This window comes from Saliphagus infecundisoli (assembly GCF_020177375.1).
Taxonomy (GTDB): domain Archaea; phylum Halobacteriota; class Halobacteria; order Halobacteriales; family Natrialbaceae; genus Saliphagus; species Saliphagus infecundisoli.
In genome coordinates, this window is record NZ_JAIWHV010000007.1 from 1 (window position 1) to 26,283 (window position 26,283).

21 protein-coding genes and 1 tRNA gene are annotated in these 26,283 nt (G+C 65.8%); 11 read left to right on the forward strand and 11 right to left on the reverse strand.

The window, feature by feature from the left end:
• Positions 1 to 100: 100 nt before the first annotated feature.
• The gene (locus LCF40_RS10785; RefSeq protein WP_224828479.1) at positions 101 to 793 is read right to left on the reverse strand and encodes a hypothetical protein; all 693 of its coding nucleotides are present in this window, start codon (positions 791 to 793) and stop codon (positions 101 to 103) included.
• A 186-nt stretch (positions 794 to 979) separates the two neighbouring features.
• Between LCF40_RS10785 and LCF40_RS10790 the strand changes: the two genes are divergently transcribed.
• Positions 980 to 2,095, forward strand: coding sequence for a BMP family lipoprotein (locus LCF40_RS10790; protein ID WP_224828480.1), 1,116 nt, complete (start codon positions 980 to 982; stop codon positions 2,093 to 2,095).
• A 17-nt stretch (positions 2,096 to 2,112) separates the two neighbouring features.
• Here the strand turns inward: LCF40_RS10790 and LCF40_RS10795 are convergent, their stop codons facing one another.
• The 4 genes from LCF40_RS10795 to glpK all read right to left on the reverse strand — a co-directional run bounded on the left by LCF40_RS10795 (position 2,113) and on the right by glpK (position 6,517).
• Positions 2,113 to 2,580 (reverse strand): FKBP-type peptidyl-prolyl cis-trans isomerase, encoded by a 468-nt coding sequence (locus tag LCF40_RS10795; RefSeq protein WP_114578300.1) that lies wholly within the window; start codon positions 2,578 to 2,580, stop codon positions 2,113 to 2,115.
• 65 nt (positions 2,581 to 2,645) lie between these two features.
• Positions 2,646 to 3,821, reverse strand: a complete 1,176-nt coding sequence (locus LCF40_RS10800) for a Cdc6/Cdc18 family protein (protein WP_114578301.1) — start codon at positions 3,819 to 3,821, stop codon at positions 2,646 to 2,648.
• A gap of 67 nt (positions 3,822 to 3,888) precedes the next feature.
• Entirely contained in the window at positions 3,889 to 4,980 is a 1,092-nt protein-coding gene (locus LCF40_RS10805) for a DUF7973 family transport facilitator (RefSeq protein WP_114578302.1), read from the reverse strand.
• A gap of 4 nt (positions 4,981 to 4,984) precedes the next feature.
• On the reverse strand, positions 4,985 to 6,517 hold the full coding sequence (gene glpK / locus LCF40_RS10810; RefSeq protein WP_114578303.1) for a glycerol kinase GlpK: 1,533 nt from the start codon (positions 6,515 to 6,517) through the stop codon (positions 4,985 to 4,987).
• A 553-nt stretch (positions 6,518 to 7,070) separates the two neighbouring features.
• Between glpK and glpA the strand changes: the two genes are divergently transcribed.
• The 3 genes from glpA to LCF40_RS10825 are packed head-to-tail and all read left to right on the forward strand — an operon-like array spanning position 7,071 to position 11,447.
• Positions 7,071 to 8,801: an anaerobic glycerol-3-phosphate dehydrogenase subunit GlpA gene (gene glpA, locus LCF40_RS10815; protein ID WP_114578330.1), complete on the forward strand. Its 1,731-nt coding sequence runs from the start codon at positions 7,071 to 7,073 to the stop codon at positions 8,799 to 8,801.
• Positions 8,791 to 10,065, forward strand: coding sequence for a glycerol-3-phosphate dehydrogenase subunit GlpB (gene glpB / locus LCF40_RS10820; RefSeq protein ID WP_114578305.1), 1,275 nt, complete (start codon positions 8,791 to 8,793; stop codon positions 10,063 to 10,065). Before glpA ends, glpB begins: the two co-directional genes overlap by 11 nt.
• Complete coding sequence (locus LCF40_RS10825) at positions 10,062 to 11,447, forward strand: anaerobic glycerol-3-phosphate dehydrogenase subunit C (protein ID WP_224828481.1); 1,386 nt, start codon at positions 10,062 to 10,064, stop codon at positions 11,445 to 11,447. The genes glpB and LCF40_RS10825 overlap by 4 nt, the downstream gene beginning before the upstream one ends.
• A gap of 32 nt (positions 11,448 to 11,479) precedes the next feature.
• On the opposite strand, the gene LCF40_RS10830 is transcribed toward LCF40_RS10825, so the two are convergent.
• On the reverse strand, positions 11,480 to 12,700 hold the full coding sequence (locus LCF40_RS10830; RefSeq protein ID WP_224828482.1) for a hypothetical protein: 1,221 nt from the start codon (positions 12,698 to 12,700) through the stop codon (positions 11,480 to 11,482).
• Between LCF40_RS10830 and LCF40_RS10835 the strand changes: the two genes are divergently transcribed.
• Positions 12,625 to 13,842, forward strand: a complete 1,218-nt coding sequence (locus LCF40_RS10835; RefSeq protein ID WP_224828483.1) for an IS701 family transposase — start codon at positions 12,625 to 12,627, stop codon at positions 13,840 to 13,842. The genes LCF40_RS10830 and LCF40_RS10835 overlap by 76 nt on opposite strands.
• Before the next feature lie 556 nt (positions 13,843 to 14,398).
• Here the strand turns inward: LCF40_RS10835 and LCF40_RS10840 are convergent.
• Together LCF40_RS10840 and LCF40_RS10845 are read right to left on the reverse strand one after the other, a co-directional pair.
• Positions 14,399 to 14,472 (reverse strand) — tRNA-Ile (locus tag LCF40_RS10840).
• Between the two features lie 55 nt (positions 14,473 to 14,527).
• Positions 14,528 to 15,142, reverse strand: a complete 615-nt coding sequence (locus LCF40_RS10845; protein ID WP_114578307.1) for an FxsA family protein — start codon at positions 15,140 to 15,142, stop codon at positions 14,528 to 14,530.
• Between the two features lie 124 nt (positions 15,143 to 15,266).
• Between LCF40_RS10845 and LCF40_RS10850 the strand changes: the two genes are divergently transcribed.
• Both LCF40_RS10850 and LCF40_RS10855 read left to right on the forward strand, forming a co-directional pair.
• Positions 15,267 to 16,946: a DUF255 domain-containing protein gene (locus tag LCF40_RS10850; RefSeq protein WP_224828484.1), complete on the forward strand. Its 1,680-nt coding sequence runs from the start codon at positions 15,267 to 15,269 to the stop codon at positions 16,944 to 16,946.
• A 46-nt stretch (positions 16,947 to 16,992) separates the two neighbouring features.
• Positions 16,993 to 17,796 (forward strand): TrmB family transcriptional regulator, encoded by an 804-nt coding sequence (locus LCF40_RS10855; protein ID WP_224828485.1) that lies wholly within the window; start codon positions 16,993 to 16,995, stop codon positions 17,794 to 17,796.
• A gap of 356 nt (positions 17,797 to 18,152) precedes the next feature.
• On the opposite strand, the gene mptA is transcribed toward LCF40_RS10855, so the two are convergent.
• A complete protein-coding gene (gene mptA, locus LCF40_RS10860) occupies positions 18,153 to 19,082 on the reverse strand; it encodes a GTP cyclohydrolase MptA (RefSeq protein ID WP_224828486.1) in 930 nt (309 codons plus the stop codon).
• Between the two features lie 323 nt (positions 19,083 to 19,405).
• On the opposite strand from mptA, the gene LCF40_RS10865 reads away from it, so the two are divergent.
• The 4 genes from LCF40_RS10865 (at position 19,406) to LCF40_RS10880 (ending at position 24,463) form a co-directional block, all read left to right on the forward strand.
• Entirely contained in the window at positions 19,406 to 20,665 is a 1,260-nt protein-coding gene (locus LCF40_RS10865) for an RNA-guided endonuclease InsQ/TnpB family protein (RefSeq protein ID WP_224828487.1), read from the forward strand.
• 104 nt (positions 20,666 to 20,769) lie between these two features.
• On the forward strand, positions 20,770 to 23,400 hold the full coding sequence (gene leuS, locus LCF40_RS10870; protein WP_224828488.1) for a leucine--tRNA ligase: 2,631 nt from the start codon (positions 20,770 to 20,772) through the stop codon (positions 23,398 to 23,400).
• Between the two features lie 130 nt (positions 23,401 to 23,530).
• Positions 23,531 to 23,812: a DdfA family disk-determining factor gene (ddfA, locus tag LCF40_RS10875; RefSeq protein WP_114578312.1), complete on the forward strand. Its 282-nt coding sequence runs from the start codon at positions 23,531 to 23,533 to the stop codon at positions 23,810 to 23,812.
• Positions 23,813 to 23,857: 45 nt separating this feature from the next.
• The gene (locus LCF40_RS10880) at positions 23,858 to 24,463 is read left to right on the forward strand and encodes a DUF420 domain-containing protein (protein ID WP_224828489.1); all 606 of its coding nucleotides are present in this window, start codon (positions 23,858 to 23,860) and stop codon (positions 24,461 to 24,463) included.
• A gap of 6 nt (positions 24,464 to 24,469) precedes the next feature.
• Here the strand turns inward: LCF40_RS10880 and LCF40_RS10885 are convergent, their stop codons facing one another.
• Both LCF40_RS10885 and LCF40_RS10890 read right to left on the reverse strand, forming a co-directional pair.
• The gene (locus LCF40_RS10885; protein ID WP_224828490.1) at positions 24,470 to 25,228 is read right to left on the reverse strand and encodes an ABC transporter permease; all 759 of its coding nucleotides are present in this window, start codon (positions 25,226 to 25,228) and stop codon (positions 24,470 to 24,472) included.
• A complete protein-coding gene (locus LCF40_RS10890; protein ID WP_224828491.1) occupies positions 25,225 to 26,202 on the reverse strand; it encodes an ABC transporter ATP-binding protein in 978 nt (325 codons plus the stop codon). Before LCF40_RS10890 ends, LCF40_RS10885 begins: the two co-directional genes overlap by 4 nt.
• Between the last annotated feature and the right edge of the window lie 81 nt (positions 26,203 to 26,283).

Sequence of the window (26,283 nt, forward strand, 5' to 3'; positions counted from 1 at the left end):
GACGCCGAGGTCAACGAGTTGCTCAAGCATTCCGCCGAGAGCAGCGCGTTCATTGGTCATGTACAACTGCTGTCGGCGGAATGCACTAACTTCCGTGATCTCAGTTCCGCAGTACTACAGAAGAGCGGCGAGGATCGACCTCGATCACCGACGCCTCCTCGACACCGGTCAACGTCTCACGGAACCGGTCGTCGACCGGTCCGAGGAGGGCGACCGTGCTCTCGCCCGCCAGATCGGAAAGCACCTCGCGGAGTCGCCTCTCGGACGCGGTCGGGGAGACGATCGCCGAGACGCCGAGCGCCGGCGCCGGAAGCGAGTCGGCGTCGACGGTCGAAACGACCGTGAGGCCGACGACCTCCTCGCGGCCGGCGCGCTCCCGGAGGGCCTCGAGGTCGGCCCGCGTCGGAACGCCACAGTCGACGACCGCGTGATGGGGGCCGTCGGGCTCGCCCTCGAGGACCTCGTACCCGGAGCGCTCGAGTTGCTCGACGAGCAGCCGGTCGAACCCGTCGTCGACCGACAGGGCGACCGGGGGCGCGGAGTCGGGGGCCGCGGGGAGGGGGTCGTCGCTCTCGACGACCTCCGCGACGCCGTCGGCCTCGAAGGCGTGTGCGATCACCGTCCCCAGCTCCTCGCTCGCGCCGACGATCTCCTCTAGGGCGTCGCGCTGTTCGTCGGTTACCGGGCCGAACGCGCCGTCGAGCGCCAGCTCGGCGTTGCCGAGGATCGGCGCGATCCGCCGCCGGAGCTCGTAGGCGAGGGTTTCGGTCTCCTCGTCTCGAATGACCGTCATGGCTGGTGAGATCGACTCGTCGGTCGACCATAAAAACATGGATGGTTGACAGTCATGTGATCGTACCCGTCGGAGTCCGACCGTCGCGGAGTCCCGTCCCCGGGCCGGGACGCGATACCCATTGGACAAACGACATCATAGATGCAAACGTTTTTACCCCGGTTGAATCACTTGTGGAGGTGTAGCATGGGAGGCCGTCCGGGGAGTCGGGTTCCGGGGACCGGGAGCCGTATCGACCGACGAACGCTGCTTGCGACCGCGCTGTCGGGGACGACGGCGACAGCCGGCTGTCTCGCCGGCGCCGGGAGCGGTCTCGGGGAGGACTCCGGGGAGGAGCGGGTCGACGAGGTGGCGATGGTCTCGAGTCCCGCGGGGTTCGACGACGACGCGTTCAACGACGAGGCCCTGGCCGGCCTCCAAGAGGCCGCCTCCGAGTACGGGTTCGGGATCCGGACGATCCAGGCGACCCAGCCCGAGCGTTACGAGTCGGTCCAGGCGGACGCCGCCGAGGAGGGCCACGATCTGGTCGTCTGTGCCAGCGACTACCACACGGACGCGCTGTCGACGAACGCGGCGACCTACCCCGACCAGAACTGGATGTTGATCAACAACGCCATCCAGGGCGCCGACAACGTCTCGGGCTGGATCGAGCGCAACGACCAACTCTCCTTTCTCGCGGGGGTCGTCGCCGGCACGATGACCGGCGAACGGTTCCATCACAACCGGTACCGGACCGACCCGGAGCGCTCGGTCGTCGGCTTCGTCGGCGGCGAGGAGAGCGATCTGCTCCGGGCGTTCGAGCGCTCCTACATCGAGGGCGCCCGGTGGGCCAACGAGGACGTCGAGGTGCTCTCGGGGTACGGCGGCAGCTTCGAGGACCCCGCCGGCGCCGACCGCGTCGCGAGCGCCCAGATCGACGACGGCGCGGACGTCGTCTGGCACGCGGCCGCCGGGGCCGGCGAGGGGGTGTTCGCGGCGGCCGACCGGCGGGGCCGGTTCGCCCTCGGGGTCGACACCGATCAGTCGGTGGCCGTCGAGGAGTACGCCGACGTCATCCTCGGCTCGGCCGTCAAGGCCGTCGACTCGGCGACCTACCGGGTCGCGAAAGCGGTCGTCGAGGACGAGTTCGAGGAGGTGGTCGGCGAGCGGACCCTGAGCATCGCAAACGGCGGGGTCGGCTTCGTCGTCGGCAGAGAGTTCGAAGACCGCCTCCCCGAGGGCGTCCTCGAGGCCGTCGGCGACGCCGAGGACGCCCTCGAGGAGGGGCGGGTCGATCTCAGCTGTGGCCCGACCGGCTGTTGAGTCGGTCCAGGAGGTCGCTACGCGACGTCCCGGACGCGGACGTCGAGGACGAGCGTCTTCCCCGCGAGTTCGTGATTGAAGTCGACCTCGACGGTGTCACCGGCGACGGCAGTGACGTCCCCGTGGAGGTCGTTTCGCGCCTCGACGTGGAGGCCGATCTCCGGCGGCCGCCCGACCATCGCCTCGAACTCGCCGACGTCGTACTCCCGGACCCGATCGGGGTCGTACTCGCCGTAGCCGTCCTCGGGCGGGACGGTGACGGTCGCGGTCTCGCCGACGTCCATCCCGACGACCGCCTCGTCGAGCCCCTCGATGACCTCGTTCCGGCCGACGGTAAAGGCGAGGGGCTCGCTCTCGTCGTCGTCGCCGGTCGGCTCCGGTCCCCCGCTCTCGGTGCCCGGCGGGTCCGACGTCGCGAACACGGTCCCGTCCTCGAGCCGGCCGACGTACTCGAGCAGTACCCGATCGCCGGGTTCGACGCTCACGGGTCGTACTACGCGAAGGCGAGGATAGCCCTTTCGATGAGCCTCGGGAGGACGCCTCGGAGATGCTACCGCTGGAGATCGTACAGGCGGCGGAACGCGGTCGGGGGAAAGCGCAACTCGAGGCGACTCGGCGGTCGTCCCTTGCCGGTCGACAAGTCGGACCGGACGCGCTCGACGACGGCGATTTCGGCCATCTCGTAGAGGAACCGTTTGACCGTTCCCGCGGAGAGATCGACGTCGGGTTCGGCGCTGATCGCCTCGGTCGTCGCGGTGACCGAACCCCGATCCTCTGGATCGAGGTCGACGAGGTGGCGCAACACGAGTCGCTTGTTGGCCGGCAGCGAGAGCACCCTCCCGAGGGAGACCGACGGCCGCGGGATCTCCTCGATCGCCGCCGTGACGTCGGCCTCGGTGAGACGAGTGCGTCCCTCCCGGTCGGCCCGGTCGGCGGCGACGAACAGCGCGGTCAGCCCGTCGTGGGCGTTGCCCTCGGCCCAGACGGCGATCCGACGCGCCAGGTCGTGCTCGAGTGCCTGCTGGGCGAGCCCCGCCGAGGCACGCGCCATCAGAACGTCGACGAGCACCCGGCGCCGGTAGCGCTCGACCGGGATCGACGTCGCCGTGTACCTGCTCAGGCTCGTCTCCTCCGGGTCGGCTCTCCCGACGGCGAGCCAGCTCACGGTGCTCGGAAGGCCCGCAAACAGGTCGGCGAGCGCCGCCGCGTCGATCCCCCCGGGATCGTCGACGTGGTCGACCGCCACGACGGCCCCGGTCCGGGACGACCCCAGCAGCGCGTGGAGGCGCTCGCGGAGCTCCGCCGTACCGACCCCGTGGTCGGGGACCGGCTCGTCGACGAGCTCGTCGAGGACGCCGTGGTAGAAGGCGAACTCGCTGGTCACCTCCCGCAGGTCGACGTAGACGAACTCGGGAACCGTCGGCGGCACCGCCCGCGTGCTCGTGTGGATGATCGACCGCGTCTCCCTTGACAGCCCTCCCAGATGCGCGAACAGCGCCGTCACGATCGCGGATTTTCCGGACCCGAACGGGCCGTGGACGTACGCGTTCGGGGGGAGCCCGCCCTCGAACACCGGATCGAGATGGTCGAGCAGTCGCTCGAGTACGGGTCCCCGATCGGACGGTTCGTCGACGTGTGCGACCGGCGACAGCGAGTCGTAGTTCCGGATCAGGCGAGGGCTCCCGTCCTGGCGTCGCCGTCGTTCGATTCTCGCGTCGATGTCCATGTATTGGCCGGATCGTCGTCGGTGGGGAGTTTCGGTCACACCTAAAAAAGGATCGCGATCGGTGCTCTCAGAGGTAGCCCGCGTTCGGGAGTACGCCGAGGAGTGCGAGGATCCCGACGCCCAGCATCGCGAGCGCGATCGCCATCGCCGGCGGGTCGACGTGGGTCCCCGAGTGGGCGTAGAACAGCCGCTGGGTCAGTTCGCCCAGCAGTCCGCTCGCCGCCCCGAACACGCCGGCGGCGAGCAGGGCGACGACGCTCCCCGCGACGGGGTCGAAGACGACGGCGCCGACCGCACCGACGAGCGTGATGTGGTGGGTCACCGGGATCTTCTCGACGCCGAGGTTCAAGAACAGCAGGCTCATCGCGGAGATCGCGTAGCCGAGGAAGATACTCCCGGTCTGGATCCAGATGTATCCCCCGAGGATCCCGCCGACGAGGCCGATGACCGTGACGCCCGACCATTCGTACTGGTGGGGGAGCCACGGCTCGGTCGCTAACCGACCCACGTGTTCTCTCTTCTCGCCTTCGGCTTCCGGATACGGCGTCTCGCTCTCGAAGAGGGACATGTCGAGGTAGCCCGATCCCCTCGGCTTCCCGACGAGCGGGTAGCCGAAGGCCAGACGGGCGAGAAGCGCCGTCGCGACCACCGAGACCGCGATGAAGTCCGTCGGGGGTGTCGTCTCCATGACGTTGATGAAGAGTCCGTTGGCCAGTTGCGTGATGAGCATCCCGACGACGCCGAAGACCGCGCCCACCGCGAGGATGTCCGGCTTCGTCCCGAACGCGTACAGGATGTCCTTCCCGAAGTGGTAGTCCCACCCCTCGGGTTTCATCTCGGGATACTTCTTGCCGGCGTACGCCGACGCGGCGACACCCCCCGCGAAAGCGATATGCGGGCCGGTGACGGCGCCAAAGCCGATGACGCCGGTGACCCCGGTCGCAAGATCGCCCGCGGCGACGACGTCGAGTCCCGCGATCTCCCGCTCGAGGATCGCGATGCCCTCGCCGAGGAAGACGACGAACCCCGTGAAGACGAACGCCGGGAGCGCGCCGAGGGCCGCGCCGAAAGCACCCCCCGCAAGCGCGGTGATGAACAGGAGCGCGAACTCCTCCCAGGCCATCCCGACGACCGGAACCTGAAGGACGATTCCGTCCATCGTGTTACTCCTCGCGCGCCCAGTCGAGCGAGCGCTCGACGGCGTCGTCCCACCGGCCGTACATCCGATCGGCCGTCGAGTCGTCCATCTCGGGGACGAACTCCCGGTCGACCCGCCAGTTGTCCCGCAACTCCTCGATGTCGTCCCAGTAGCCCACGGCCAGCCCGGCCGCGTACGCCGATCCCAGCGCCGTCGTCTCGTCGACGACCGGACGGGCGATCTCCGTCTGGATGATGTCGGCCTGGAGCTGACACAGGAAGTCGTTTTTGACCGCGCCGCCGTCGACCCGCAGCGACGTCGTCTCGATCCCCGAATCCGCCTCCATCGCCTCCGCGATGTCCCGGGTCTGGTAGGCGATCGACTCCAGAGTCGCCCGGACGATGTGTTCCTTCCCGGTCCCGCGGGTCATCCCCACGATCGTCCCCCGGGCCCGCCCGTCCCAGTGGGGCGCACCCAGCCCGGTAAACGCCGGCACCATGTAGACGCCGTCGGTCGAATCGACGGAACTCGCGAGCTCTGCGGTCTGTGCGGCGTTGTTGATCAGGTCAACGTCCTCCAACCACTCGATGGCGGCGCCGGTGATGAAGATCGAGCCCTCGAGGGCGTACTGGACCGGCTCGCCCGAGAGCTGGAAGCCGACGGTCGTGAGCAGGCCGTGGTCGGACTCGACCGCCTCCTCCCCGGTGTTCATCAGGTAGAACGACCCGGTGCCGTAGGTGTTCTTCGCGTCCCCCGTGTCGAAACAGGTCTGTCCGAACAGCGCCGCCTGCTGGTCGCCGAGGGCCCCGGCGACCGGGACCTCGGCACCGAGGAAGCCGTCGGGATCGGTGTGTCCGTACAGGTTTTCGTCCGAGGAGGGCCGGACCTCGGGCAGCATCGCCTCCGGAACGTCGAACTCCGCGAGGAGGTCGTCGTCCCACGCCATCTCGTGGATGTCGTACAGCATCGTCCGGGAGGCGTTCGTGACGTCCGTGATGTGGTTGCCCGTCAGGTTGTAGACCAGCCACGAGTCGATCGTCCCCATCAACAGCTCGCCGTCGCGGGCGCGTTCGCGCAGGTCCCGCGACCGGCCGCTCTGGAGCTTCAGGGGCTCGGCGTTGTCAAGGATCCACTCGACTTTCGTCGCCGAGAAGTAGGCGTCACACTCGAGGCCGGTCTTCTCGCGGATCCCCTCGACCTTGCTCGCGTCCTGGAGTTCCTCGACGCGATCCGTGGTTCGACGGTCCTGCCAGACCAGGGCGTTGTGTATCGGCCGGCCGCTGTCTGCGTCCCAGACCATCGTCGTCTCGCGCTGGTTGGTGATTCCGACTGCCGCCAGCTGCTCGGGGTCGAGGTCCGCCTCCTCGAGCGCCGTCTCGACGACGTGTACAGTGTTCTCCCAGATCTCTACGGGATCGTGTTCGACCCAGCCCGGTTCCGGGTAGATCTGTTCGTGTCGTTCGTAGGAGTTGGCGACGACCTCCCCGCTGTGGTCGAAGACCATGAAGCGGGTCCCGGTCGTTCCCTGATCGATCGCGCCGACGTATGAAGTTGCCATGATTGTGACTCTCCGTCAGGCGGCAGTTTACTAACCGAGCCACCTTGACAGTAAACAATAGCGGGATATGTATTAAATGTTCTCCATAATCGGGGAGAATCACGGAACGCTCGGTCGGTCCCAGGAGCATGATCGGCGGATAGAAGCGACACTGGTGCCGTTCGGGGCCAGAGTCGCCTCGATTGTCCCAAACCGCCCCTCCGATGGATCGTCGGCGGTGACCGCATGGGGCCTCTTGCTCGCCCGGCGGGTTCTCGCTTTCTCTCCGCGATGAGGACGAGCCGGCAGCGTGACCATCCCGTCCGAAACGCCGCCGGATCGCGCGTTCGGGCCGTCCATCGACCGCGTTCACCGCTCCCAACGAGCGGTTCGGCCAGCGATCGGCGGTAGCGAGACGGTTCGGGCGCGACGGGGGCGCGATCCGCGGGCCGAAGCGGTCCGTTCCGACGAGGAAGTTCTCGGGCGGATAGTGACCGTCTGCTGAATAAGTTTACCACCAGCTTCGACCCACCGGTTAAATAAAGTGGATCGGGGCCGAACGGGACGAACGGAGATGGGATCGCCACCACACATCGCAGTCATCGGGGGCGGATCGACCGGAGCCGGGATCGCCCGCGACCTCTCGATGCGGGGCCTGGACGTGACCCTCGTCGAACAGGGGAACCTGACCCACGGCACGACCGGCCGGATGCACGGGCTGCTCCACAGCGGCGGGCGGTACGCGGTCTCCGACCGGGCGAGCGCGAGGGAGTGTATCGAGGAGAATCGGGTACTCAGGGAGATCGCGACCCACTGCGTCGAGATGACCGGCGGCCTGTTCGTCAAACGCCCGGAGGACGACGAGGAGTACTTCCAGGAGAAGCTTCGGGGCTGTCGAGCGTGTGGGATCCCCGCCGAGGTGGTCTCGGGGGCGGAGGCCCGCGCGATGGAGCCCCACCTGGCGAAAGACGTCGAGAAGGCGATCTCGGTCCCCGACGGCGCGGTCGACCCCTTCCGGCTCGTGGTCGCGAACGCCGCGAGCGCGATCGAACACGGCGCGCGCATCGAGACCCACTCGACGGTCAGGGACGTCCTCATCGAAGACGGCGAGGTGGTCGGCCTCGAGGTCGAACACGCCTCGGGCGCCGGCAAGCGCGTCCACGGCACCGAGGGGGGACGCGAGGAGATCCGCGCCGACTACGTCGTCAACGCGACGGGCGCGTGGGCCGGCCGGATCGGCGAGATGGCGGGCGTCGACATCGAGGTCCGGCCCTCGAAGGGCGTCATGACCATCATGAACGTCCGGCAGGTCGACACCGTCATCAACCGCTGTCGGCCGAAGGGCGACGCCGATATCGTCGTCCCCCACGAGACGACGGCCATCCTCGGCACGACCGACGAGGAGGTCGAGGACCCCGAGGAGTACCCCGAAGAGGGGTGGGAGGTGGACCTGATGATCGAGACGCTGTCGGAACTGGTGCCGATGCTCGAGGACGCCCGGACGATCCGCTCGTTTTGGGGCGTGCGCCCGCTGTACGAACCGCCCGAGGTCGGGAGCACGGACCCGACGGACATCACCCGCGACTACTTCCTGCTCGACCACGCCGAACGCGACGGCCTCGAGGGGATGACGAGCATCGTCGGCGGGAAGTTCACGACCTACCGGATGATGGGCGAGGAGATCAGCGACCACGTCTGCGCGCAGTTCGGGATCGACGCCGACTGTCACACCGCCGACGTTCCGCTACCGGGCAGCGAGGACTTCACCGTGCTCCGGGATTACATGGACGAGTTCGGCCTGCGATCGCCCATCGGCCGGCGGAGCGTCGAACGCCTCGGCTCCCGGGCCGACGAGGTACTGACGACCAGCGATCCCAACCCCACCGTCTGTACCTGCGAGGGAGTCACCCGCGCGGAGATCCGAGACGCGATCGAGGGGTCGGGCTCGGACCTGAACGCGGTCCGGATCCGGACCCGCGCCTCGATGGGCAACTGCCAGGGGGGCTTTTGTTGTCATCGCATGGCCGGCGAACTCCACGGCGAGTACGACGAGGACGTCGCCCGGCAAGCGTGGGACGAGCTACTCCAGGAGCGTTGGAAGGGCCAGCGCCACGCCCTCTGGGGCGAACAGCTCTCCCAGGCCGCACTGAACTACGCGCTCCACGCCACGACACAGAACCGCGACCGCGACCCGGCCGACGGCGATCCCGTCGACTTCACGGCGTTCGACGGCGGCGCCCGATCAAGCGAGCCCTCGGGAACGGCCGGCGTCGCCACCGACGGAGGGGGCCAGGATGGCGATTGAGTCGGAGGTGCTCGTCGTCGGCGGGGGGCTCGCGGGACTGACGAGCGCGCTCGCGGCCGCACGCGAGGGCGCGGACGTCCGGCTGGTCTCCTACAAGCAGAGCTCGCTGCACCACGCCTCCGGGCTGGTGGACTTGCTGGGGTACACGCCAGACGGCGAGGGGCCAATAGTCGATCCCTACGCCGCGATGCCCGGGTTGCCCGACGACCATCCGTACCGAACGGTCGGCGTCGAGACGGTCCGGGAGGCGATGACTCTGTTCGACGACGTGACCGACTACCGCGGCGGCCACACCGACGCGAACGCGCTGGTCCCGACCCACGGCGGGACGGTCAAACCGACCGCGCGCTACCCGGCGGGCGCGGCCGCCGGGCTGGCGAGCGACGACCGCAACGTGTTGCTGGTGGGCATCGAGTCCATGACCGACTTCGATGCGCCCCAGGCCGCGGCCCACCTGGAGGCCGCGGGCGTCCCGTTCGACGTCCGCGGGGAGACGATCCGATTTCCAGGCGACCTGCGGGCGGACGCGAAGGTGACCCGGTACGCGAAGCTGCTCGACACGAACGGCGAGGTCGCCGTCCGGGGGCGAACGCGGGGCGCCCGCGACGCGCTCGCCGAACGGGTCAACACCGTCCACGGGAACGAACGGCGCGTCGGTTTCCCGGCCGTCCTCGGCGACCAACATACCGACGCCGTGCGCGGTGCGCTCGAGGACCGGATCGGCGCCGACGTCTTCGAGGTTCCGATGGGACCGCCGTCGTTACCCGGCCTCCGGCTGGAAGAGGCCCTGTTCGAGGCCCTAAAGGAGGCCGGCGCGAGCGTCGAGACCGGAAACCCGGTCGTCGATTTCGACGCCGACGGCGGGGAAATCGAGACGGTGTACGTCGAGAAAAACGGCGCGCGGATCCCCAACCGCGCCGACCAGTACGTCCTCGCGACGGGCGGGCTGGTCGGCAAGGGCATCGAATCGGATCGGGAGTCGGTCCGGGAGCCGGTGTTCGACTGTCACGTCGCCCACGCCGACGACCGCTACGAGTGGTTCGACGGCGACGCCTTCGGCGACCACCCCTTCGCCAGGTTCGGCGTCGACACCGACGAAACGCTCCGTCCGCTCGCCGCCGACGGGCGAGTCGAGTTCGAGAACCTGCGGGCGGCGGGATCGGTGGTCGGCGGCTACGACTTCGCCGCGGAGAAATCGGGCAGCGGCGTCTCGATCGCGACGGGCTACGTCGCGGGCAACACGGCTGCGATGGAGGTACGATGAGCGACACAGGACCCCAAACCGACTTCGATCCGATCGAACCGAACACGGGCCGCGAGTTCGAGCCCGTCGACGTCTTTCCTGCGACCGAGGAGTTCGACCTGCGTCCGGGCGCCGACTCCTGTTTCAAATGCTCGGCGTGTGATACGAGCTGTCCGGTCGCGGAGGTCGACGACGACTTCCCCGGACCGAAGTTCCAGGGGCCCGAACAGTGGCGGCTCAAGCGCCGGCAGGGCCACGAGATCGACGACTCGGTGATGTCGTGTTCGAACTGCATGCGCTGTGACGACGCCTGTCCGTCTGGCGTTCCGCTCTCCCAGATGCACAACACTGCCCGCGGGGAGTACGTCAGCGAGCAAATGAGCAAGACGTCGGTCGAATACTGGCGCAACCGCGTCCTCTCGAACTACCGCACCTCCGCCTTCCTCGCCAGCAAGGTGCCCCGCCTCGCCAACGTCGCGATGAACTTCGGGCCGGCCCGCTGGCTCATGGAGAAAACGATGGGTGTCACCAAAGAACGCGAGTTCCCCGAGTTCGCGTCCACGACGTTCCGCGAGTGGTGGGCCGAGCGCGGCGGGGCCGACGAGTCCCGTCGCCGTGCCAGAGCGCATCGTGAGCGTCTGGGACTGGACCGCGACGCCGACAAACGGGTCGCGTACTTCCACGGCTGTTACTCGAACTACAACACCACCGAGGTCGGGAAGGCGATGGTCCGCGTCTACGAACGCTACGGCTACGAGGTCGTCGCCCCCGAACAGAAGTGCTCGGGCACGCCGATGTTCGCCAACGGGATGCTCGCGGACGCGCGACGCCACGCCGAGGTCAACGTCTCCTCGATGGCGGACCTCGTCGAACAGGGGTACGACGCCATCGCGTCGTGTACCTCCTGTTCGATGGCGCTTCGCCAGGAGTACCCCGAACTGTTCGACATCGAGGGCATCGAGACGGTCGCCGCCAACACCTTCGAGTCCGTCGAGTACCTGCGCATCCACGAGGATCTCAAAACCGACGTCCGGGAGGCGAGCGTCTCCGGGGAGCTGGCCAGGGAGTTCGCCTACCACGCGCCGTGTCACGCCCGCAATCAGGGACTGGAGCGCCAGTCAGTCGAGTTGTTCGGCGACCTCGAGGGCGCCGGCATCGAGGACGTCGGCGACTCCTGTTCGGGGATCTCGGGAACCTACGGCTGGAAAGAAGAGAAGTACGAGACCTCGATGGAGATCGGCGAGGAGATGTTCGACCACATGGCCGAGGCCGACGGCGACGTCGGGATGACGGAGTGTCCGACGTGTGCGATGCAGATGGAACACGGCACCGGCTACGAGATCCGCCACCCCCTCGAGTTGCTCGAGGAGGCGCTGGTCGAGAACCCGCAGTCGGAACCGTAGTGGGTACGGTCGGAGTCGGTGCCGAGAACTCGTCATTCGGTGGAGTTATTAGACGGCGTTGTAGAAGCATTTTCATCGTCGTTAGAAGCAGTAGAGGCAGTTTCATTAGATCCATTAGCATCGTCTGACGGGGTTGATGGTGACTCTAACCCAATGGTAACGTCATCGACTCCAGAAGCATCAATAGTGGTTCCATTGCTTTCAAAGCCGTCAGCACTTACGTCGATGGTCCATTCACCACAGCGTTCATCGATAATTGCTTCACCAGCTTTGTTAGTAGATCCGTCTGTATTAGCAAAGGCTCCAGCAGTAGTCGTAATGTCAACATCGATGGTAGCACCAACGATAGGTTCTTCAGCTTCGTCTAGGACAGTGATAGTGGTACTACACAAAGGTTCATTGAAGGTTTCTATTTGAACTTCAGTATCATCATGAACTTCTACGCTAGTCGTTTTTCCATATTCGTATAGATGGCCTTGTTGTCTAGTTGCAGCAGTAATGTCTACAACACCATTGTCGGCTAATGCATAGATGGAAACACCATCAGCAGGCTCTTCATATACATCTATGGTTGCAACGCCATCGTCGTTAGTTTGGATAATGCCATTGCCACCACTAAACATCAAAAAGCTTTGAATTGGTTCACCATCATCGACGGTAGTGATGGTTAGCTCATATGGCGGACCATCATCGTCTTCTTCAGTGTGAGAGCTATCAGAAGCTTCTGAAGTATCATTTTCTTCTTCGGTAGAGGTGTCTTCTTCGGTGTCATTCCCCTCCCCTTCATCTGGAGTGTCTTCTTCAGTGCTTTGTTCTTCAGTATCTTCCTCTACAGTTTCCTCTTCGGTATCCATCTCCTCTTCTTCAGTTTGTTGTGCCGTTTCAGTTGATTGCTCTTCAGTGGTCTGTTGATCGTCAGACGCATTTTCAGAACCACTGGTATCTCCATCATCTACAGTGGCATTTTCAGGGGCCTGATTATCGTCAGAATCGTTTTGATTGTTGGTAGATGGTTGTTCAGTTCTGTTAGAGCCATTGTCAACCCGCTCAGAACCGTTTGTGTTGCCTTCAGTCGTCTGTGAACGAGACGTATTGTTGGTATTGCTATTAGATGTGTTGTTTGTACTCGGCTCTGCACGTTTAAGTTGAGGCGTGCTGTAGGCGGCGTCAACGGCTGATGCTGCCGATAACAGATTTCCTGTCGTGTACTGACCCGCTGGACGAGTTCGATTCGCTGTCGTATCACCAGACACATCACGCCAAAACGTACGTGACAGGTCTTGCTGCGGCCCGCAGCAAGACCGTGACTGGGATCGCACGAGAGGTACTTCCGGCAGGGAGTGACCGAGCGCTCAACAAGTTCCTCACCGAGTACGACTGGGACGAAGACCAGCTCAACCACGAGCGGTTAGAGGAACTGCAAAAGCACGGTGAGACGCGGTGGTCACAGGATGGCTACATCGTCATCGACGATTCGGTGTTCCAGCGAACCGGGAAGGAACTTCCCGGTGCTGGGGAGTTCTACGATCATACCGAAGGAGAGCCTGTCTGGGGACAGGATCTCGTTTACTCGTTCTACACCGACGACAAAACGTCCTATCCGCTCGTGTTTCGCCAGTACGAGAAAGCCGACGACGAGGATCAGGATGACGCAGACGAGACGAAGTACGATCTGTCCCGGGAGATGGTCACGGAACTGGAAGAAGAGGTAGGTGTGCCTGCGGACACCTACCTCTTCGATTCCTGGTTTGCACACGACTCGGAGTTGATCAAACACGTCGAATCATACGGCAAGGACTGGATCGGGCCGCTTCGGAGCAACCGGAAAGTGACCTACGCAAACCAGGAGATGCGCGTCGATGCGCTGGAAGAGCGCATCGACAAGGAAGAACGGGAGATTGACGAGGAAACGTACAAGATCTGGACGAAGACGCTGCCTGTGTCGAAGTTGGGCGAGGTTCGGCTGGTGATCGCTGAGAAAGTGACTGACGACGACGAGGAGAACCCGATCAAGTACCTTGCGACCAACAAGATCGACGCGCCTTCAGCCCATATCATTCGGAGCTATTCCTACAGATGGCGAATAGAGACGTTCTTCGAGGACTCGAAGCAGGATTTGGGCCTGGGAGACTGCGAGATGCGTGATTCTGACGGTGCCAGTCGTCACTGGCACCTCCAGATGCTCACCTACAGCCTCCTTCGTCTTGGTCCGGAATCGAGCGTCTCGGAGCGACTCGTCTCGAAAGCCTCGTCGCTCCGAGCACAGCTCGAACACGGCCTCAAAGAGGCGATCTACAACATGTTCTCGTGGGTCCGCGACCAGCCAGACCGAAATCTCGACGGACTGATGGAGGAAATCGACCACCTCTTCCTCCATTCTGACGGGAGCTTATAAACGTGCAGAGCCGAGTTTGTAGACGATTGATCTACACTGTTGGAGTCGTCGTCAGAACTATTATTAGATGAAGTGGATGTGTTGTCATCTACGTCTTCTTCTGTACTTTGTTGTTCTTCATCTAACTGTTGAGTACAGCCAGCTAGGAGCACAGCACTACCAGCCAACAGGTTTCGTCGTCGCATATCCTTGTCCACAACGCACAGTCAAATAAAACTTGACAATAGTGATAACAGTCACTAATGGCGTCAAAGGAGCAATAGAGTAGGGCTGGGCGGTATCTTATTTACTGAGTTATTGAGCAAACCTCTGACTTAGTAGTAATAGAGCCCTGTGTGATAATGTTTATACTATCTTATAAGTTATAGACCTATCCAACTACATTGATGGTTGGTTGCGGCTCAATGGCCTATGACGCCTTCAATTGGTTCAACTGACGCAAATCCCTAGACGGAAGGCACTGCACTTACTGAGTAGGTGAACTGAAACCGTTTGACCGGTAGATGCTTTTAATTCACCGCTCTATACTGTGTATAGCCGTCGTCCAACAGAAGTATGGGCCAACTCGGATTTGAACCGAGAGCCTCCACCTTATCAGAGTGGCGCTCAACCTAATTGAGCTATTGGCCCGCGCGTCTCCCCCTTGCCGGCTGTCGGGTTTAAACGTTTCTTTCTCCCCCGTCGACTATCGGGCGTCGGCGCCGTCGTCAGTCGGGTCGCCGTCGGAAGGGTCCTCGACGTCGACCGTGTACGACTCCCCCTCGACGGAGTAGTCGTCGTCGCCGAGATCGACGGTGTCCCCACCGTCGTCGGCGTCCGGGCCCGGTCCCGTGCCCGTCCGACCGGCCTGGCCCCCGGCGTCGGTGCCGCCACCGCCGGGGAAGCCGTAGGTCCAGACGGCGCCGCTCGTGAACCCGCCGGTCTTCTCGTCGAGATAGGGAGTCACGACGTACCGTTTGACGCCCATCCGGATCGGGACCCGGGTGATCGGGACGACCAGCAAGAATCCGATCAGGTCGGTGACGAGCCCCGGCGTGAGCAGGAAGGCGCCTGCGGCGATCAGGAGCGCGCCGTCTAAGAGTTCGTTCGTCGGCGGCTGCCCCTCGGCGAGCGAGCGCTGGATCTTGCGGATCGTCCGCCGGCCCTCCGCCCGGACGAGGATCATCCCGACCAGGCCAGTGAGGACGACCAGTAACACCATCCCAACCCAGCCGACGTAGGTGGTCTGGCTGACGACGACCGCGAGCACGACGGCGTCGAGGAAGGGGATGAGCAACAACGCCAGGATCCACCGGAGCATACCCTGCGGTAGCGTCCGGGGGATGAAAACCCTTTACGTCCGACACGGGTTCGACCGGTCGGACGCGCCGGGCGATCCCACGGGCGAACGAAGGCCTTACGCCCGCCACGACCGACCCTCCGGCATGGACGACCAGAGCCGGGTCGACTGGCGCCCGTGGGGGGAGGCCGCCTTCGTCGAGGCCGAGCGATCCGACCGGCCCCTCCTGCTCTCGCTGACGGCGACCTGGTGTGACCACTGCCACGAGATGGACCGGGAGACCTACGCCGTCGAGTCGATCGCCCGGACGATCGACGAGCGGTTCGTCCCGGTCAGGGTCGACGTCGACCGGCGCCCGCGGGTCCGCGACCGGTACAACATGGGCGGCTTCCCCTCCACGGTCTTTCTGTCGCCCGACGGCTCCCTGCTCACCGGCGCGGGCTATCTCGGCCCCGACGGGATGGAGCAGGTCGTAGAGCGAGTCGGGACGATGTGGGACGAGGAGGGCCGCGAGGCCGGACGGATCCCGCGGGCGCTCGCCGGGGAGGAGCCTCCCTCGGGAGAGCTCTCGGAGGCGATCGAGACGGGGATGCTCGTCGCCCTCACCGACGCCTACGACGAGGTCGTCGGCGGCTGGGGCGATGGGCCGAAGTTCCCGCTGCCGGAGGCCCTCGAGTTCGCGCTCGCCCGCGACCGGTCGATGGCGACCCGCTCGCTGGACGCCGTGAGCGCGAACCTGCTCGACGACCACGAGGGCGGCTTCCACCGTTTCGCGGGCGAGCCCGACTGGTCCGGTCTCCGCCACGAGAAGCTCCTCGACACGAACGCCGCCCTCGTCAGGGCGTTCTCGAACGCCTACCTCGCGACCGGCCGCGAGGAGTATCGCCTGCCGGCCGAACGGACGATCGAGTACCTGACGACGACGCTGTGGACCGGCGACGCCTTCGCCGCCAGCCAGGCGCCCGGCGACCCCGAAGCGTACACCGCGGCGGCCACGGATCGGGAGGCAGCCACCGAGCCACCGGTCGATCGGACCGTCCTCGCCGGCCCGAACGCCCTCGCCGTCGAGGCCCTGCTGACCTACGGCGCGTACACCGACGACGAGCGCGCCCGTCAGTACGCCGAACGCGCCCTCGATACGATCCGGGAGTCGCTCCTCGACGGGGGAGAAGTCGTCCGGTATCGTGAGCCGACGCGCAAGGGGGGCCACGACGGCGGGGAGGCCGACCCGCCGCCGTGGCGGACGGACACCGAGTCCCCCCGGCTCCTGCTCGCCGACCAGGCCCGGGTCTGTCGGGCGCTGCTCGCCGCCCGAAGCGTGCTCGGAAGCGACACCGTAGCGCCCGCTCGAGAGGTCGCAGACCGGACGATCGAGGCCCTTCGCGAGGGAGAGTCGTTCCTCGACGGCCCCCGGGAGGGCGAGGGGTTGCTCGACCGTCCGCTTCGCCCGCTCGAGGGCAACGTCTGGATGGCCGACGCCTGCCTCGACCTCGCGACCCTCGCTGGCGACGACCGCTACCGCGAGGTCGCCCGGGAGACGCTCTCGGCGTTTGCCGGCGCGAGCGACCGTCTGGGTCCCGAAGCCGCGGGCTACGCCGCCGCCGTCGCCCGCCTCACGGGGGACCGGCTCGTTATCCGGGTCGGCACCGACGCGGGATCGGACCTCCATCGGGCCGCCTTCCGCCTCGCCGACCACGAGAAACTCGTCGTCCCCCGGGCCGACGTCGAGAGCGACACCGCGGTCGTCGAGTACGGCGACCGCGTCGCCGAGCCGGCAACGACCCCCGCCGAACTCGAGAGTCGAGTCTCGGCGCTGTTCGAGTGAATCAAACTACCACAGCGTTTATACTCGACGGGGCGGACGTCCCGGTATGGCCAGTCTCAGGGATCTCGGGCTCTCGGAGTACGAATCGCGGGCCTATCGCGCCCTGTTGAACACCGGTCCGACAACGGCAAAGGAGTTGTCACGGGCCAGCGACGTCCCGATGGGCCGGATCTACGACGTGTTGGGCGCGATCGAACAGTACAACCTCGTCCGGAGCCAGACCGCCAGCCGCCCGAAGAAGTACGTCGCCGTCGAACCCGACACCGCCCTCGAGCGCCTGCTCGACGACAAGCGACGCGAACTGAGCGAGACCGAGGAGCGCTACGAGGCGATGGTCGAGGAGCTCTCCGCGGAGCTAGAGGCCGCCGAACCGATCGAGGAGGAGTTCTGGACCGCCACGGTCGGCCCCGAGGAGACCGCCGACCTCCTCTTGGAACGGCTCGCCGCGGCCGACGACAACATCGTGATGGTCGCCGTCGATCCCTCGCCCCAGCTCGACATCCGAACCCTGGGCGAGGACGCACTCGCCCACTTAGAGGACGCCCTCGATCGGGGCGTCACGGTCGAGATCCTGATGAGCCGGGAGCTCGTCGACTCGCTTCCAGAGACCGTCGGCCGGCGCTATCGCGAGGCCCTCCAGGAGCGTGCGGACTTCGCGGTCCGGACGAGCCCCGACGTCCGAGGGTCCTTTACCATCGTCGACGGCGTCGAGGTCTGTATCCAGGTCCCAAACCCGCTTGGATCGGGCGAGGCGTTCGGGATGATCGACCTGAAGGACCCCGAGTTCGCCGCCGACGTCTACGGGAAGTTCGGGCCCCGGTGGGAGGAGGCGACGCCGCTTTCCTTTTAGAGTTGGTATCTCCACGGGCCATTCGTTCCAACGGCATTGTGGGAAACGCCACCTACAGGTGTGGATCTCCCAAAAGAGTATGACGTTTCGCCAGTGATAGACGAGACATGCCCTCGTGGGAGGGGTTGAAAACGTGGTTCGACTACGAACTGGTGTTTACAGGGCTCGCTGTGGTGTTCGTCCTGATCTATTGGGGAGCGAGTCGAATACCACCGCTCTTCGGCGACTTCGCGGTTTCGGGTCCCCAACTCGCGGGCGTCGGAATCGGTATTAGCCTGAGCGTGATTCTCCTTCTGATGTGGATGGCACGAGGACTCGACCGATAGATTCGACGCTCGTCGATTCGTCCGGGGTGTCTAGTCGCCGTTGACTTCTGCTCGCAGGGTCCCCATCTCGACGACGCGCTCGGCGTGGGCGTTGTGCTGGTGGATCGACTCGTCGTTGGACTGTTTCATCGTGAGGACGGCGTCGTCGGCGAGGCCGTCGAACCGATCGACGACGCCCTCGGCCATCGAGCGTACGCAGTCCTCGACGAACTTGGCGTCGCTGTGGGCGTCGAAGGTCATGTGGTCCTCGTCGGGCCGCTTCGCCAGGTTGTAGATCCGGGCGCTCATCGAGTCTCTGGCGACGTCGATGAGGTCGTTCAGATCGACGTCGGGGTCGCCGTCGGCCTCGACGGTGAGGGTGGCGTGGCCCCGCTGGGAGTGACCCGGCTGGGGAATCTCGTCTAAGAACTCCGTGATCTTTCCCTCCGCAACGTCCAAGTCCTCGAGCTTCTGTTTCGCGCGGGCGACGGACATCCCCTGGGAGCACGGACAGACCGTCATCCCGACGACGCGGGCGCCAATCTCCTCGCGGGTGCCCTCCTCGGTCGCGGTCGCGCTCGCGAGGATGTCGACGGTGTGTTGGGTCTCGCGGTCGGTCGCGGGCGTCCGCTCGCGGCGGACGAACTCGGCCTCCATCGACACCTCGGCTTTCGTCGTGTAGTCGTGTTTCTCCAGCAGGCGTTCTGCGGCGTCGCCACAGACTTCCTCCGTCCGGTAGGCCTCCTCGCGGGTGGCCGCCTCGAGCACCTCGTCGATGACCTCCATGTTCCGGCTCATGTCGGCGCCCTTGCGCCAGGAGGGCAGATCGACGAAGACCTCGAACTCCGCCATCAGGACGATCGGCCGTTTCCCGTTACGGGCGATCTTGACCAGTTTCTCGACGCCGGTGACCCCCACCTGGCTCAGCCCGACGGTGACGTCGGGTGCCGTCGCCTGGACGTCCGGCAGCTGTTGGCTCATTGACCGACCTTCAGGAGAGCGCGCGATTAGGCCTTTCGGAACCTGCAGGCCGCTCGTTTATACGCTGAACAGGCGCGTATCCACGCCCTTGAGTGGTCTGCGTAACGTTTGAACACGTGGTCGTCAAGGCTGGGACCGACGGGACGAGGAGACGCAGTTTGCAGAGCTTGGACGTGCAAAGGTTACGCCAATTACTCCGGGGCGTGGATACGCGCCGTCAATTGCTGCAACAATCCACCGCCTATTGCATGGCCGGATATTCTATACTGGATCGGTAGTAGTAAGTTCTCGAGGTCCATAACTGGTTATGAAGCCAGAAATCGATGCGCATCCACCGAACTTTCGAAGCGTCAATCACCAACCCAGGGCAGGTGAGTGACGACCTCGATCAACTCGGACGGGCCGCGTCGAAACTCTGGAACGTCGGTCGCTACTACGCACACGAACAGTGGGACGATACGGGCGAGATCCCCGATGACGGGGAACTCAAATCCGATCTCAAAGGCCACGAACGCTATACGGATCTTCATTCTCAATCCAGTCAGCGCGTTCTCGAGGAACTCGCTGAAGCGTTCAACGGTTGGTTCAGGAAGCGTCGGAGCGGCGAGAGCCGTGCCCGACCGCCCGGCTACCGCAAACGCGGCGATTCGCACCCACGTTCTACCGTGTCGTTCAAAGCGGCTGGCTTCAAGCATGATGCACAGTTCACCCGCGTTCGCCTCTCGAAAGGACGAAACCTGAAGGAACATCGCTCGGACTTCGTGCTGTGCGAGTACGGGCTACGTCCCGACGTAGACCTCTCCGAGTGGGACATTCAACAGGTCCGGGCCGTCCACAAGTACGGCGAGTGGCGGCTTCAGTTCGTCTGCCGAACGACGATTGATCCCGAACCACCCGGTGAGGAGACTGCCGGGATCGACCTCGGTATCTCGAACGTTGCCGCGCTTTCGTTCGGCGGTGAGTCGATCCTCTTCCCCGGTAACGCGCTGAAAGAGGACGAATACTACTTCGGACGAAAGAAGGCAAAGTGTGACGATAGTCGGTCGCACGAGCGGCTTCGGCTGGATCGGAAGCGTACCGAACGCCGAACTCACTTCCTCCATACGCTCTCAAAACACATCGTTGTGGAGTGCGTCGAGAGAGATGTCGGAACGATCGTCATAGGAGACCTCGGTGATATCCGAGACGACGAGAACGGGGACTCCCGAAATTGGGGCACACACGGAAACCTCGATCTTCACGGGTGGGCGTTCGACCGCTTCACGTCGATACTCGACTACAAGGCGGAAGCCGAGGGGATCGACGTGACGGTGGAGTCCGAACGCGATACCTCAAAGACGTGTTCCGCCTGTGGGACGAAAGACGGCGACCAGCGCGTCGAGCGCGGGTTGTATGTCTGTGAAGAGTGCGATACGGTGGCGAACGCGGACGTGAACGGTGCGGAGAACATTCGGCGAAAAGTAACTCCGAGTCCTTCGCAGGATAGGAGTAACGGCTGGTTGGCACAGCCTTCAGTCCATCTGTTCGATTGTAGTGAGGGCCGTTTCGCCCCGCGAGAACAGGTCGTGGACTGTAAACCGTAATATCCCAACGGCGGTCGGGATTCCACGTCGTTTACGGCGCGGGGGATGTCAACCCGGGCCCAACAGTGATATGGACGCCCCACCCAGGTGAGCCAAGAGCCGGGATGACGAGACAGTACAACCCCGCCGAGGCCCGCGAGTTCTGGCAGTACGTCTGGGATCGCGAGGACGTTTATGCGCTTCCCGAGGACGTGACCGACCCGACCTACGTGCTGGGGATGATTCCCTACACGTCGGGGACCCTCCACATGGGACACGTCCGCAACTACGCGATCGCGGACGCCTGCGCCCGGTATCGCCGAATGCAGGGCGAGGACGTGCTCCACCCGATGGGATGGGACGCCTTCGGCCTCCCCGCGGAAAACGCCGCCGAGCGGCGCCACACCGACCCCGAGTCCTGGACGCGGGCCTGCATCTCGCGGATGCGTGAGGAGCTCCGGACGCTCGGCTTCGGCTACGACTGGTCGAGGGAGATCACGACCTGCGAACCGGAGTACTACCGCTGGAACCAGTGGCTCTTCGAGCGGTTCTTCGAGGAGGGGCTGGTCTCCTACGAGGGGGCGACCGCCAACTGGTGTCCCGACTGCGAGACGGTGCTCGCCGATGCCCAGGTCGAGTCCGTCAGCGAGTCGGGAAGCGTCGAGAACAGGGGCAGCGACCAGGACCAGCGCCACGGCACCTGCTGGCGGTGTGGAACCGCAGTCGAGCGCCGGGAACTCGACCAGTGGTTCCTACGGGTTACGGAGTACGCCGACGACCTCCTCTCGGGGCTCGACGACCTCCCAGGCTGGCCCGAGGGCGTCCGAGAAATCCAGCGCAACTGGATCGGCCGCCGGGAGGGCGCCCGGATCGCGTTTCGGGTCCCCGACTACGGCACCGTCGAAGCGTTCTCCGCGGAGCCCGAAACGGTCTACGGCGCGACCTTCCTCGCGCTCTCGCCGGGCCACGATCTCGCGGCGGAACTCGCGACCGACGACCCGGGCCTTGCCGACTTCCTCGAGCGCGACCGCGACGCCCGCGAGGGGGGCTACCGGACCGACGCGCGAGCGATCCACCCCCTGACCGGCAAGGAGCTTCCGGTGTACGTCGCCGACTACGTCCTCGCCGACGTCGGCACGGGCGCGGTGATGGGCGTTCCCGCACACAACGACCGCGACCGATCGTTCGCGCGTGAGCAGGGCCTCCCGCTCGAGGAAGTGATCGTCGGAGAGGGAGCGGGCGGCGAGGAATCGCGGGAGGTGCTGACCGGCAGCGGGGAGTACGACGGACTCGCCCGGCCCGAGGCCCGCGAAGCGCTGTTCGAGCGGGAGGCGTTCGAGCCGGCGACGACCTACCGACTGCGCGACTGGCTGATCTCCCGCCAGCGCTACTGGGGGACGCCGATCCCGGTGGTTCACTGCGAGTCGTGTGGCCCCGTGCTCGTTCCCGAAGAAGAGCTTCCGGTCGAACTGCCGGAGTTCGTCGAGACGACCGGCAACCCGCTGGAGGCGGTCGAGTCGTTCGTCGAAACGGAGTGTCCTGACTGTGGCGCCGACGCCCGCCGGGAGACCGACACGATGGACACGTTCGTCGACTCTTCGTGGTACTTCCTGCGATTTCTCGATCCCGACCTCCCCGACGCGCCGTTCGATTCCGACGCCGCCCGCGAGTGGATGCCGGTCGATCTCTACGTCGGCGGCGACGAGCACGCGACCGCCCACCTGCTGTATGCCCGGTTCGTCATGCGTGCGCTCGCCGACATGGGCCTCGTAGACGATCCCGAGCCCTTCGAGCGTCTCGTGACCCAGGGGACGGTGCTCCACGGCGGCGAGAAGATGTCGACCTCGACGGGCAACGTCGTCGCACCCCACGAGTACGGCGCGGAGACGACCCGCCTGTTCTTGCTATCGGGGGCCCACCCCGAACAGGACTTCGAGTGGACCGCCGACGGCGTCGGATCGGCCTACGACCTCCAGCAGAGCCTGTTCTCGACGGTCGTCGAGTTCGTCGAGGAGGCGACCGTCCGCGAGGAGCGCGAGCCGAGGGACGACTACCTCGACGGCGAGACCGACCGGACGATCGAGATCGTGACCGCCGAGTACGAACGCGTCCGGTTCCACCGTTCGGTCGCCGAGATCCGGCGGTTCGTCCGGCTTCTCGGGCGCTATCACGGCGACGGACCGGTTCACGAGGAGAGCTATCGGCGGGCCTTGCTCGCCGTTACCCGCCTGATCGGTCCGCTCGCCCCCTACGTCGCCGAGGAGTGCTGGAACAAGCTCCGGGGGGAGGGCCTCGTCGCCGGGAGCGACTGGCCCGAGCCGGCCGTCGAGCGCGGGGCCGACCGCGCCCGCCGCGAGCGCCGGCTGGTCGATCGAACGACCGACGACGTCCGGGAGATCGCGGCGGTCGTAGACCGGCCGGAGCCCGACAGCGTCGAGATCGTCGTCGCGCCCGACTGGACCCACCGCGTGGCGGACCTCGCCCGCGAGACGGGCGATCCGGCGACCGTCGCCGAGCGGCTGGCCGGGGAGGGCCTCGGGATCGAGGCCGAGCGGGTGCGAGAGTACGCGGCCTCGGTCGTCGAGAGCGGAGGGGTCGATCCGGGCCTCGAGCCCGAGCGGGAACTCGCGGTCCTGCGAGAGGCCGCCTGGCTCGTCCGCGAGGAGTTCGGCGCCGAGGTGACGGTCCGTCGGGGCGAGGGCGGCGAACTGGCCGACGAGGCCCGACCGGGGAAGCCGGCGATCCGTCTCGAGTGAGAACAAGGAAGCCAGCCCACCGTCGATCGCGATCCGCCTCCGCCGGGACGATCGATCGGCACACCGTTTCCTCTGCCCGACGAGCCGGGAAGGACACACTTATCCTCCCGCCTCGAGTGAGCCAGTACGTATGGACGAGGGGGGCCGATCGACCCGATCAGTCGGCCGGATGGAACCGAGCCAGGCGATCATCGAGGCGGTCGCCGACCGCGAGGGCGTAGAGCCGACTGAACTGGCGCCGCCGGAGTACGAGACGCTGTACGAGGTCGTCGATCCCGGGGCGCTAGACGCGCTGTTCGCGCCGCGGGCAAACGGCGCAGGCCGGCTCGACGGTTCGGTCACCTTCCGGTTCTGTGGGTACACGGTGAGCGTCACGGCCGAGGGGACGGTCTCGGTCGAGCCGGCGGAGTGAGTCCGAAGGGGAACACGGATACGGGACCCGTCCCAACCCCCGATAATGGCTATTGCGACAGCGAGACGGCGGCTCCGCGAGCACGCTCTCGGCGTCACCCTGTTGCTGACGGTCGTCGGCTACGCGCTCGTGATCGGCACCTTCCTCGTTGACCTGCCGATCTACCCCGACCTGACCGAGGCCCAGGTGAACCTGCTTTCTCACGCGATCGCAGTCATCAACGCGGCGGCGACCCTCCTGCTCGTCGCCGGCTGGTACTGGATCCGCCGGGGCGAGGTAGACAAACACCGGCTGGCGATGGTCGGCGCGTTCGTCCTGATCCTCGCCTTCCTCGTCGTCTACCTGCTCCGGGTCGGCGGCGGCGGCGAGAAGTACATCGCAGGCGCCCCCGATCTCGCACGGTACGCCTACCTCGGGATGCTCGCCGTCCACATCCTGCTGTCGGTGGTCGCGGTCCCGGTCGTCCTCTACGCGCTCGTCCTCGGACTCAGCCACACGCCGGCCGAGTTGCGAAACACGGCCCACGCCCAGGTCGGCCGGATCGCCGCGGGCTCGTGGATCCTGAGTCTCTTTCTGGGAGTCGTGACCTACGTCCTCCTGAACCACGTGTACGGCTACGAGTTCCACCCGGTGACGGTCCTCCCCGTCTAAGTACCGCTAGTCGGTCCGTGGGATCGACCGCGCGCCGAGTGCGAAGAAGGCGACGGCAAAGGCCGACAGGACGAGCAGGTTCACCGTCGGATCGCCCCCGCCCGCGACCTCGGGTGCGGTCGCAGCCCGGACCCCCCGCGCGAAGTACGTGAGCGGCGAGAGCGCCATCAGGGGCTCGAACCAGCCCGGAAGCTGGGCCGCGGTGACGAACGTCTCCGAGAGAAAGAGCAGCGGAAGCCCGATCGCGTTGCTCGCGGCGACGGCGCCGTCCCGGGAATCGGTGTAGCTGCCCAGCATCGCGCCGACGCCACAGAAACAGACGACGCCGACGACGACGTAGGGTACCAGCAGGGGAGAGAACGCGATCCCGGCGCCGGTGAGGGCGACGACGAGACCCAGGATGAGCAGACTCGCGAGGCCGATGATCGCCGCGTTGACGACCGTACTGGCGAACAGCCACTCCCCGCGGGTGAGCGGGGTGGTCGCGAGCTTCTCGAAACGGTTTCCCTCGCGGTGGCGTGCGACCTCGCTGCCCAGCCGCGAGAGGGGAGTGAAGAGAACGACGACCGCGAGATAGCCCGGAACGTAGTAGGCCGGCGGCTCGGCGAACAGCCCCCCGCCGCCCGGATCGGTCCGGACCAGCGCGCCGAAGATGACGATCAGCAGCGCCGGAAAGAGGAACGTGAAGAAGACCGCGGTCCGCCGACGGGCGAACGACCGCCAGCCGGCCGAGATCTCCGCGCGAAGGCGTCCCACGCGGCTCATCGGGCCGACTCACCTCCCGTCCCGGCTCCGGCGGGACCGACGTCCGCCTCGTCGAAGCCGACTTCGCCACTTCTCCCCGTTCGAACGCCCTCGACCTCCCCCGCGAGTTCCATGTAGACGTCCTCCAAATCGGGTTCGCTCCAGGCGATCCCGGTGTACTCGATTCCCCGCTCCTCCAGGGCGGCGACGACGCCGCCGATCCCCGTGGGGTCGACGCCCTCGACGACGACGCCTCCCGCGACCGTCCTCGTCGGGTAGTCGACTCCCTCGAGGGTGGCGTCCGTCTCGACGACCAGCCTGCTCTCGCCGGCGTACTCCGCGATCAGGGTCTCGGGGGGGTCACAGGCGACGAGGTCGCCGTCGGCGAGCAGGCCGACGCGGTCGGCCATCCCTTCGGCTTCGGCCATGTCGTGAGTCGAGACCAGAACCGTGGTCCCGCCCGCCGCAAGCGAGTCGACCAGTCCCCGCACCGTGCGCCGGCCCGCGGGGTCGATCCCCGTCGTCGGCTCGTCCATGATCACGACGTCGGGGTCGTTGACCAGTGCCGTGCCGACACAGAGCCGGCGCTGCTGGCCCCCCGAGAGGTTCTCGTATCGCGTGTTGCCGGCGTCGGCGAGGCCGACCTCCCGAAGAACCGTGTCGGGCTCCCTGGCGTCGTCGTACAGTCCCGCGTAGTAGGCGAGCAGCTCCCGAGCAGTGAGCCGCTCGGGGGGCGAAAACGACTGGGGGAGCACCCCGATCCGGTCGCGATCGACCGCCTCGGGGCCAGTTCCGAGGATCGTCGCCGACCCCGAATCCGGGCGGGTCGTCCCCGTCAGTGCCCGGATCAGCGTCGTCTTCCCCGCGCCGTTGGGGCCGATGAGCGCGAACACCTCCCCCGATCGGATTGACAGCGACACCCCATCGACGGCGAGATGGTCCCCGTACGCCTTCCGCAGGTCCTCGGCGACGACGACAGCGTCTCCCGCGTCCATACGGGCGCTACCGACCGCCCGCGGGTAAGGGGTTCGGTTCGTCGGGCACCGCGCAGGCTCACGCAAGGCGAACTCCCACGG